At 58.2% G+C, this 10,594-nt stretch carries 10 protein-coding genes; 4 read left to right on the forward strand and 6 right to left on the reverse strand.

What is annotated here, in order from left to right:
- Positions 1-202 precede the first annotated feature (202 nt).
- From A3754_RS06875 to yecR, 4 genes are all read left to right on the forward strand, one after another.
- Entirely contained in the window at positions 203-1,831 is a 1,629-nt protein-coding gene (locus tag A3754_RS06875) for a mechanosensitive ion channel family protein (protein ID WP_082904767.1), read from the forward strand.
- A gap of 40 nt (positions 1,832-1,871) precedes the next feature.
- The gene (locus A3754_RS27465) at positions 1,872-2,045 is read left to right on the forward strand and encodes a hypothetical protein (protein WP_007150661.1); all 174 of its coding nucleotides are present in this window, start codon (positions 1,872-1,874) and stop codon (positions 2,043-2,045) included.
- A gap of 348 nt (positions 2,046-2,393) precedes the next feature.
- A complete protein-coding gene (locus A3754_RS06880) occupies positions 2,394-3,686 on the forward strand; it encodes an LssY C-terminal domain-containing protein (protein ID WP_063519163.1) in 1,293 nt (430 codons plus the stop codon).
- A 91-nt stretch (positions 3,687-3,777) separates the two neighbouring features.
- Complete coding sequence (gene yecR, locus A3754_RS06885) at positions 3,778-4,104, forward strand: YecR family lipoprotein (RefSeq protein ID WP_063519164.1); 327 nt, start codon at positions 3,778-3,780, stop codon at positions 4,102-4,104.
- A gap of 414 nt (positions 4,105-4,518) precedes the next feature.
- Here yecR and sat read toward each other — a convergent pair whose 3' ends face one another.
- From sat to A3754_RS06915, 6 genes are all read right to left on the reverse strand, one after another.
- Entirely contained in the window at positions 4,519-5,724 is a 1,206-nt protein-coding gene (gene sat, locus A3754_RS06890) for a sulfate adenylyltransferase (protein WP_063519165.1), read from the reverse strand.
- Between the two features lie 201 nt (positions 5,725-5,925).
- Complete coding sequence (locus A3754_RS06895; RefSeq protein WP_063519166.1) at positions 5,926-6,984, reverse strand: succinylglutamate desuccinylase/aspartoacylase family protein; 1,059 nt, start codon at positions 6,982-6,984, stop codon at positions 5,926-5,928.
- A gap of 146 nt (positions 6,985-7,130) precedes the next feature.
- The gene (gene rimK / locus A3754_RS06900; RefSeq protein WP_007148982.1) at positions 7,131-8,039 is read right to left on the reverse strand and encodes a 30S ribosomal protein S6--L-glutamate ligase; all 909 of its coding nucleotides are present in this window, start codon (positions 8,037-8,039) and stop codon (positions 7,131-7,133) included.
- Positions 8,036-8,494 carry an ATP-dependent zinc protease gene (locus tag A3754_RS06905; protein WP_063519167.1) on the reverse strand — a complete coding sequence of 153 codons (459 nt, stop codon included), beginning with the start codon at positions 8,492-8,494 and terminating at the stop codon, positions 8,036-8,038. Before A3754_RS06905 ends, rimK begins: the two co-directional genes overlap by 4 nt.
- Complete coding sequence (gloA, locus tag A3754_RS06910) at positions 8,494-8,877, reverse strand: lactoylglutathione lyase (RefSeq protein ID WP_063519168.1); 384 nt, start codon at positions 8,875-8,877, stop codon at positions 8,494-8,496. Before gloA ends, A3754_RS06905 begins: the two co-directional genes overlap by 1 nt.
- 191 nt (positions 8,878-9,068) lie before the next feature.
- The gene (locus A3754_RS06915) at positions 9,069-10,484 is read right to left on the reverse strand and encodes a YncE family protein (protein ID WP_063519169.1); all 1,416 of its coding nucleotides are present in this window, start codon (positions 10,482-10,484) and stop codon (positions 9,069-9,071) included.
- Positions 10,485-10,594: the final 110 nt, after the last annotated feature.

Genomic DNA, 10,594 nt, shown 5'->3' on the forward strand with positions numbered 1-10,594 from the left:
TAGCGGTACATTCTAGCCTTGCCTTGGCACAACAGCCCCCAGCCTTGAGGAATCCACCCTGTGACGCACCGAATTCTCCCCCTGATCGCCTGCCTGCTGCTCCTGGCACCGTGGAGCCACGCGGACGATAGCTCGCTGACCATCAAGGATGTCATTGATACAGGGGAGAAAGCCGAAGCGGTGATTGCTGACTCCCTGCAAGATGACAGCATTCGACCCGGCGATACCCCCCCTATCGACCATGCTGGCCATCATGAACGCAGCCCAGGACGGAAACTGGGACGCCGCCGGGGCTTACCTGGACATGCGCTACCTGCCCGCAGACATGGCCGACAAGGACGCCGCCACCTTGATGGAGCAGCTGAACATTGTCTGGGGGCAGCAGCGTATTCTCGACCTGACCCGGTTATCCACCCACCCGGAGGGGCACCGGGATGACGGCCTGCCCAGCTACCGGGACAAGATCGCCACCCTGACCCTGCCGGACGACACCCTGACCCTCTATTTGCAACGGGTACCCGGCGATGACGATCGTCGTATCTGGAAAATTTCCAACGCCACAGTGCAGCAAATCCCCCATCTCTGGGAGCTGTTCGGTTACAACCCGACCATTACCCGTCTGGCGGATTATCTGCCGGATTTCACGGTCCTCTATATGCAGAACTGGCAGGTGGCCGGGCTGGCCCTGATCATCATCGGCGCCTGGCTAGCCTCTTCCCTGCTGCGCCGGCTGACACTGCGCCTGCTGGAGTTCTCGGACCGTTACCGCGATACCCTGCACCAGTTCTTCTCCATGCCGTTTCGCTGGTACCTGTTTTTCAAGATGATGCAGCTGGGCGTGGCCGAACTGGGCCTGTCCATCCGCGCCCAGGTGTACCTGAACCAGTCCGCCCTGGGCTATCTGGCCACCCTGTTCCTGGCGCTGGGCGTTATCGAACTGCTTTCTGCCCTGTTCCTTAGCAGTGCCCAGAACCAGAAGTACTGGTCCGGCATCATTCACCCGGTTCGCACCATCCTGAAAATGATCGCCACTGTGGTGATTTTTCTGCTGTGGCTCAGCGACTCCGGCTACGACATCACCACGGTGCTGGCCGGGCTGGGCATCGGCTCCATCGCCGTGGCGCTGGCCGCACAAAAGACCCTGGAAAACGTGATTGGCGCCTTCACCCTGTACATTGCCAAACCCGTTCAACCCGGCGACTTCTGCCGGGTGGGCACCACCGCCGGCGTCATCGAGGAAATCGGCCTGCGCTCTACCCGCATTCGCCAGACGGACCGCACCGTGGTGTACGTTCCCAACGCGGTACTCGCCAGCGCCAGCATCGAAAACATCAGCGAGTCCGATTTCCGTCGCTACCATCGCGACCTGCATATCCGCCTGGGCGCCAGCACCGACCAGCTACGCCAGTTACTGGTCGACCTGAGGCGCTTGATTTACAGCCACCCACGGCTCACCGAACGCGCCGCCCGGGTACGTTTCGAGGAAATCCTGCGCGACGGCTACCGCATCTCGCTGAACTGTTATGTGGACAGCAGCGCTTATGGCGAATTCCTGGCCGTGGCTGAAGACCTGAACCTGCGCATCCTGCAAATTCTGGAGGATAACGGCGTCCACCTGGCGGTGCCGGTTCAGCAATGGGTCAACAACACCGAAGACAGCACAGCCACGGTGCAACGCAGCCAGGATGAGGCTTTGCCCTTCCCCGACTTCAGTGACGACGACAAGGTCGCCATGAAAGGCAGCCTGGACTATCCGTACAAGGGCCGAGAAAACGTATATACATTGACTATCTTAAAGATAGCCTATAGCCTCATTGAAAGTCGAGCGTGAACCGGCGACGATGCGGCGTAATTTTTCATGGTGATGACCAATGGCAAAAAGCAAAGCCAAAAAGAAAAACAGCCAGCTTATCGTCCGAATCAACGACGAAGAGCGTGTGCGCTTTATCGAGCTCTGTGAGGAACTCGATACCAGTGCAGCAAGGGAAGTACGCCGGTTTATTCGCGACTTTATCAAGAATCAGGAAGCGCCTTCCGGCGACTGACTGAAACCGATAGAACCTGTATTCGACATAAACGACGGAGCACACCATGTCTCAGAAGAAAAAGCTGAAAAAAGCCATCAAGAACAGTAAAGCCAAGATCAGCAAGCAAGAAAATGTTGTGAAGAAGCTGAAGAAAAAGCTCAAGAAGCTTTAATCTTCCATTGAAGGGGCCGGCATCGCCGGCCTCCTTCAACCACGTTCAGCCTTCCTCAGCTTCCTCCCCCTCCCTCTCACCCAATGGCATATCACCCCACACACCCAGCGGCGTACGGGTTCAGTGCTAATCATCAACATTCCGCCAATGGCAGTGTTAACATCAAGCTTCACGGGTTCAGGGGATGTTTGGGAATGATGCAACGGCTCGCTTTGCTATTCAGCCTTTTCACTTTCACCGCCGCATGCAGTTTTCAACCCGGCATCGTCGACGACAACGCTCTGCGCGAAGGCGCTACGCAACATGCGGAACAAGCGCTGACCGTACGCGCCAGCGTCATCAGTGACAGCGATGCCCACGACATCTTTGGCGTGGCCCTGGGGATACACGGCATTCAGGCCGTCTGGCTGGAGGTGGACAACCACACCGGAACGCCGCTGTATTACCTGCCCGTCACCACCGACCAACAATATTTTTCGCCACTGGAAGTGGCCTGGAAAGTGAAAGGAAAGTTCGGCAAGGAAGATGAAAAAGCCGTGGACCGCATGTTCGTTTCCCGTGCCATGCCCATCAACCTGCCAACCGGTAAGCGCACCAGCGGCTTTGTATTCACCAACCGCGATCTTGGCGTCAAGGTCGTCAATGTGGACCTGCTCGGCGGCGGAAAAAGCTGGCAATCGTCATTCATCATCGACGTGCCGGGCATCAAACTGGATGTGGAAAAAGTCGACCTCACCACCCTGAATAACGAACAGGAGCACCAGCACGTGGATCGCGATGGCCTGCGCGCCTGGCTAGCAGAGCAGCCCTGCTGCACCCACAACGACGACAGCAGTGCCAGCGGCGACCCGATCAATTTTGTCCTGGTCGGCGACAGCCAGTTGCTGCTCAGCGCCATGGTGCAACGGGGCTGGGACCTGACCGAGCGCATCCATGGTGGCTCGATCTGGAAAACCACCAAATCCTTCCTGATGGGTTCCAGCTACCGTTACTCCCCGGTGAGCTCCCTCTATGCCCTGGATCGCCCCCAGGATATGGCGCTGCAAAAAGCCCGTGGCAACATTCACCAACGCAATCACCTGCGCCTCTGGCGGGCGCCACTATTGTGCGACGGCGAACCGGTCTGGCTGGGACAGATCAGTCGGGATATCGGCGTACGCTTTACCTTCAAGTCCCCCACCCTGACCACCCACAAAATCGACCCGGATGTGGATGAGGCCCGGGACTATCTGCTTCAGGACATGATTTTTTCACAACGGCTGGCCGAGTTCGGATATGTAAGCGCCATGGAAGCCAAGCACATCGACAGCCCCGGCCATAACCTCACCGGCGATCCCTTTATTACCGATGGCCTGCGGCTGGTGATGTTCTTCCATAGCCCCATGACGCCCATGCATGAAGTGAAAAACCTCCACTGGGAACAGCCGGACCGGAACCGTCGCCACTGGATAGAAAGCAATTCGGCCCCGGCAGCGCCATCACCATAATTTTTTGCTTTCTTTACAGATTGTCGCTTGAGTCCTTCAGACCAGCCTGTAGGCTTTGTGGATACTGCTCACCCACTGACTGGAGCCAACCATGTTCATTCGCTTTCTGACCGTGCTTGCCGCCGCGTCCCTGGTCGCCTGCGTGACCGCCGCCTCCCCGATCCGGGTTGCTGACGGAAACCAGAATGAAGGCACCGTGACTCTGGCCACCGACTATAACCTGATGCAGAACCCACAGATGGACTGGCAACAAGGCCTGCAAAAAGCCAGCGCGCAATGTCAGGGCTGGGGGTATAACGGCGCGATTCCCAGTGGCAAACCCAGCCAGACCTGCAGCAATGAAACCCAGGACGGTGACTGTATCGGCTGGACTGTGAACGCGACTTTTCAGTGCACCGGGCAGGCTGCCCAGCAGTAACGTCCGCCGGCAATGAATAGGGGTTATCGCGGAATTGAGTGATCAGCCGGCTTCAGAACTTGTCCCATTATCCCGTCCTGGCAAGCGTTGGACGCCGGATGCCCGACGACTGACGCCTGCATTAAAAACCTGAACACTTGGCCTCCACGTTCTCTGTGCAACATGCATTACCCAGTTACTACCTTCGTGATGGTCCTGAAATCCCCGCCACCACGACAGCCGCTCAGGCTATGGGGGGTTACGTCAGGCATCCGGCATCGAGCGTTTGGCTAAGTGCCAGGCATTCGCGATAAACCCTTCAGACAGCGAGTAGCGCGTTATTCACTCTTATCCGCGAGAAACAAAAAAAGCCTCTTAAAAGAGGCTTTTTTCTTTCTGATGCCTACTGAGCGAACGTGCTCAGGTCAGCCCTGATTACTTGTCGGCGTCCAGCGCCTGGTAGTAATCCATCAGGATCTGCGCCACTTCAGGACGGGAGAATTCCGGCGGCGGGGCAATCCCCTGACCCAGCATCTCACGGACCTTGGTGCCTGACAGCAGCACAAAGTCTTCCTTGGTGTGATCCGGCACATCACGCATCATCACCACGCGATCGAGCTTCTTGGAGTAGGCGGTGTGGTCCGCTTCGAAGATCTTGATCTCCAGGGCGCCTGCCGGCACTTTTTCCTGGAAAATGGTTTGTGCGTCGAAGGCACCGTAGTAATCGCCCACACCGGCGTGGTCACGGCCCACGATCAAGTGGCTGCAACCACAGTTCTGACGGAATACCGCGTGCAGTACCGCTTCACGGGGGCCGGCATACAGCATGTCAAAGCCGTAACCGGTAATCATCACGCTATTGGGCGGGAAGTACACTTCCACCATCTTGCGGATGGAGGCATCGCGCACGTCGGCAGGAATATCACCCGGCTTCAGTTTACCCAGCAGCATGTGAATCAGGATACCGTCGGCGTTCAGCGCTTCCTGGGCCATGCGGCACAGTTCTTCGTGGGCGCGGTGCATGGGGTTACGGGTCTGGAAGGCAACCACATTGTTCCAGCCACGCTCAACGAATTCATTACGGATGGACACCGCCGTGCGGAAGGTATCCGGGAAGTCGTCAGCAAAGTAGGAGTAGTTCAGGACCTGGATGTCGCCAGACACAATAAAATTGCCGGCGGCCAGGAAGTTGGCCACGCCCGGGTGCTGCTTGTCGGTGGTGGCGAAGACCTGCTCGGCCACCGCTTCCAGTTCTGCATCAGTGGCTTCTTCGATGGCCGCCACGTCCATCACCGCAATTACCGGCTGGCCGTCCACATTGGGGTCACGCAGGGCAATGCGCTTGGCGCCTTCAATAGCGCTGACATCCTTCAGCATATTGACGATCGGCACCGGCCAGAACAGGCCATCGGCAGTGGTCAGGTTTTCCGCCACGGACAGCATATCCGCCTTGTTCATGTAGCCGGACAGCGGGGTGAAATAACCGGCCCCCATCATCACCGCATTGGCGGCAGCTGCCGAGCTGATCACCACTGAAGGCAGTGATTCCGCTTCATGCTGCAAGGCAACGCGCGCGGCTTCATCGGCGACGTACAGGGGGTTCAATGCGTCCGCACCGTGCGGCTTGACCAAAGAGACCATCAATTTACTCCATATGCTCAATCAACGAGGGGGGTCCGTGAGCGGCGGAGTATAACAAAGGATAAGCGACAGGTCGGCCCGGGAATGCGTAATAAGAGAAGCACAAAAAAGCATAAGGGGAAGAGATCCCCCCCGCCTAATCAAGCCGCCAGCGCGCGTTTGCATGACGCCTGGCCTGAGTGGCCACAGGCGCGAGCCGAATTATACGATCGGCGGCTCCCCCGACAGGGTCGGCCCTTCCTCGATATCGTGGGTGAACTCTTCCAGGGATTGCGCCACTTCCCCCACCTCCTCGAAACGGGCGATGTGGTAGAGGGCTTCGCCTTCGTTGACCAGGGGCAGGTTGTTACGGCCCACCAGAATGCCGGCGGCAGGGGCGTGGATATTGATATCATCGCCGCCAAAGGGGCTGGAGATACGGCCGATCAAATCCCCTTTCTTGATCCAGGCACCCAGGGCCACCAGGGACAGGAAGACACCATCACGCTCGGCACGAACCCAGCTGGAGGAGCGGGCGATGTAGGGCTCGGCGGGTGCCTTGGTGCGGCGAGAACCGGTCATACCCAGATGATGCATCACGTTGAGCACGCCTTTGACGCCAGCACGAATGCAGGACTCGTCAAAACGCAGCGCCTCGCCGGCTTCGTAAGTGATAACCGGAATGCCCTGGGCTTCCGCCACTTCACGCAGCGTGCCTTCGCCCAGCACCGAGTTGATCACCACGGGCACGCCAAAGGCGTTGGCCATGGCGCTGGTATCGTCGTTGGACAGGTTGGCTCGAATCTGTGGCAGATTATCGCGGTGAATGGCGCCGGTGTGCAGGTCCACCGCGTGGGTGGCACGGTCCAGCACCTGGGTCTTGAACTGCCAGGCCATGCGCGCACCCAGGCTGCCGGTTTCCGAGCCCGGGAAACAGCGGTTCAGGTCCCGACGGTCCGGCAAATAGCGGGATTTATGGATAAAGCCAAACACATTCACCACCGGCACCGCCAACAGGGTGCCGCTGAGGTTTTTCAGGGCAGAATGGCGTAACAGGCGGCGGATGATTTCCACGCCGTTCAGCTCATCACCATGGATAGCCGCGCTGACCATGAACACCGGCCCCGGCTTGCGACCGTGGATCACGTGAATAGGCACATTCAGCGGGGTCTGGGTATAAAGCTGAGCCAACGGCAATTCCACTTTCGCACGGGAGCCGGGCTGGACGGTGATGCCATCAATTTCAAAGGGAGCGTTTTTCGGTTCTTTTGGATTTTTCATTCTTTTCTGACCACGTTGCCGACAGCCTTCCCTATCACGAGTGACGAACACAGAAAACCATGATTTTGTTCGGCTTTCGCAACTCGAAACTCGTCACTCGCTTCAGGCCGTTCGCACCTCAAGAGGTGCTCCTACCATAAACAGCCTTATCCCTTGGAACCTTTGGTTTGTGTCCGGTAGGGACGGGCATCCTTTTCGATGAATTTGATGATCATGCCAGCCACATCCTTGTTGGTGGCCATCTCAATCCCTTCCAGGCCTGGAGAGGAATTCACTTCCATCACCACCGGACCATGGTGCGAACGCAGAATATCCACCCCCGCCACATTCAACCCCATGATACGCGCGGCTCGCACAGCGGTGGCGCGCTCTTCCGGGGTGATGCGGATCAGGCTGGCACTGCCACCCCGGTGCAGGTTGGAGCGGAACTCGCCCGGCGCGGCCTGGCGTTTCATGGCCGCAATAACCTTGCCGCCCACCACAAAACAACGAATATCCGCGCCGCCGGCTTCCTTGATGTATTCCTGCACCATCACCGACACGTTCAGGCCCATAAAGGCTTCGATTACCGACTCCGCGGCCTTGCGGGTTTCCGCCAGCACCACGCCGATGCCCTGGGTGCCTTCCAGCATCTTGATCACCAGCGGTGCACCGCGAACCATGTTGATCAGGTCAGGGATGTCATCCGGCGAGTGGGCAAACCCGGTGATGGGCAACCCAACGCCTTTGCGCGAGAGCAGCTGCAATGAACGCAGTTTGTCACGGGACCGGGAGATGGCCACCGATTCATTGATCGGAAAAACGCCCATCATTTCGAACTGACGCACCACCGCCGTACCGTACTGGGTAATCGAGGCGCCAATACGGGGAATCACCGCATCAAACCCTTCCAGCACTTCACCCTTGTAGTGAATTTCCGGCTTGTGAGCCACCATGCTCATGTAACAGCGCAGGGTGTCGATCACATGCATTTCATGGCCCGCTGCTTCGCCGGCTTCGACCATGCGTCGCGTGGAGTACAGGCGCTTGTTTCGGGAAAGAATCGCAATTTTCATGGTTGCTCTTTTGTGCCGCCAAGGAGGAATGACGCTGTCGGGTCCACGGTAATCAGGTCCATGGCGGTTCGTCCCAGCAGCATGCGGAATTTCATGTTTTCACGGTCGGTGAGGGTGATCTCGATGGGCCAACAGCGCCCGCCCAATGCAATCTCCGTGCGAATCACCGGACGCTCTTCCTTGTGACCACCGGAGTCGGTGACCACACGGCGATCCAGCACCGGGGCTTCGCATTCACGAACGGTATCCTGATCCTGAATCGGGTGAATACAAAAACGCACCCACTCGGCCCCGTCACGCTCAAAGGTTTCCACCTGATAGGCGTGCAACGCGGACGTGCGGGCACCGGTATCCACCTTCATCTTGATGGCGTCGATGCCCAACCCGGGCAACTGGGCCCACTCACGCCAACCAACGATCACCTTGTTGCCCGCCTGCAAATCCTTTGTTGCCATCAATCGCGTCCCAGCAATTCGATTTTGTAACCATCCGGGTCTTGAGCAAAGGCCAGCACCGTGGTGCCATGCTTCATGGGGCCCGGTTCGCGGGTGATACGCCCGCCTCTTTCACGAATACGCTCACAAGCAGCGTACACGTCGTCCACGGCCAGAGCCACATGGCCATAGCCGTCGCCCAGATCATAGGATGACTGGTCCCAGTTACAGGTCAACTCCAGCACCGCGCCTTCCGATTCCGGCTGGTAGCCCACAAAAACATTGGTAAAGCGCCCTTCCGGGTAGTCCTTGCGACGCAATTCGGTCATCCCCAGCACCTGGGTATAGAAAGTGACGGACGCCTCAAGATCGCCCACACGCAGCATGGTATGCAGGATTCGCATGGTTGGGAAAACTCCTGACAACAGAGAAATGCACAGGTGCCGCAAGCGCCTGCCGTGTCAGGGCGAAGTGTGGTGGCAGAGGGAGGAATTGACAAGGAAAAACGCCGGAGACACGACGCCGAAAGCCAGACACAGGGAAAGGCGGTCGGGTTCTCAGCGTCAGGCCTCCGGCATTAGGCGTCTGGCGTACTTCAAGGCAGAAACAGGGACCCCTGATCCTCTACCCAGTCTTGCGGCACACTGCCCTCACGGATTCGCTGCGGGTGATCGCCCACATCCACCCGGGCCACTTCCTGGCCGCTGGTATAGTTGAAGACTGACATCTGGTCGGTGCCACTCCAGGACACATAGCAGTGGTCACCGTCCTTGCTGGTGGTCACCCAATACGGTTTTTCGCCAATACCGGTTTTCAGTTCGTAGGAGAAATCGTCACGGTCCACCAGCGCCACATAGTCGCTCATGGTGCCGGCCACACAGAAGGTGCTGTCGTCTGCACTCAAGGCGATGCCGTGGTGGGCGGAATCGTTCACATACGTTTCCCGGGTCACCAGCGGGCCGGTCAGGTCCGGTAGCTCGGCCAGACGCAACACTTTCTGCTCTTCCATGTCGTACTCGATAAAGCCGTGCAGAAAAGACAGCTGGAAGTAGAAATAACGCTCATCTGCCGTGTGCGCCATGGGCCGCACTGCGGTGCTCAGGTTGCCATAACCCGCGGCCTCCAGATCGGCTTCCAGATCCAGCGTTTTAATAATTTCCAGGCTGTCGGCATCCACTACCTGAAACACCCGCTCCCCCTTGGTCGCATCCAGCAGGTTCTTGCCAAGCAGGGCATCGGTGACGCCGCCCAGCAGCTCGCTGTCCAACGGGGTGTACACGGTACCGATACTGGCGTGATAAATGCGCTTGCCTTCCTCGGAGTAGATATTTTCATGGGGCGAGTCACCGGACGGGAACTTGCCCTGCTCTTCACCGGTTTCCACATCGAGAATATGGACCACGTTGCCGGTGGAGGCGGACACGGCCACCTGGGTGCCATCCGGGGACAACGCCATGTGATCGGAACGGTAACCGTCCACCTCAAAACGCCAGACCACCTCACCGGTGGCAATATCAATGGCGGCCACATCCGCATAGCTGGGGCGGGAGACGATCAGCAGGCGGCCGTCATTGGAGCTGTACATATCATCCACGTACTGGTGATGACCTTCGCCAATGAGCACGCGAATCCCCTGAAAGAACACCAGATCCAGTGGGTTCATGGCAATTGCCTTCTCCCGCTCGGTCTGGTCCGGTATGCCATTGATGCGCCCCAGTCGCTTGTAGGTGCTGGCATCAATCACATCGACCATGCCTTCCCAGTTATTGCCCACGAAAATGACCTTGCGCGGGCCATCTGGCTCGGTAGCCGGGTTGTCAGGGGATTCGTCCGCCGGCGCTTGCGGCTCCGCCACCTCCCGCTCTGCTTCCTGCGCCGGGCTACTGGCGGCGGGCGCATCACTGCTGCCACCCCCACCACACCCTGACACCAGCAAGGCGGTACTCAAGGCGATAGCACCCAAAGCACGGGGAAAGAACGGGATCTCGAAAACCGGTTGGCGCAGCAGCATGGCGATTCCTCAATAAGCCTGTTGTTGTGGATATAGAGCTGTCGATATATCGCTGCCCACAGGTTAATTGAGACGATCGTACAATCTAAATGTACTTTCCTTGTTGTTAT

The sequence above is a fragment of the Alcanivorax sp. HI0083 genome, from assembly GCF_001635175.1.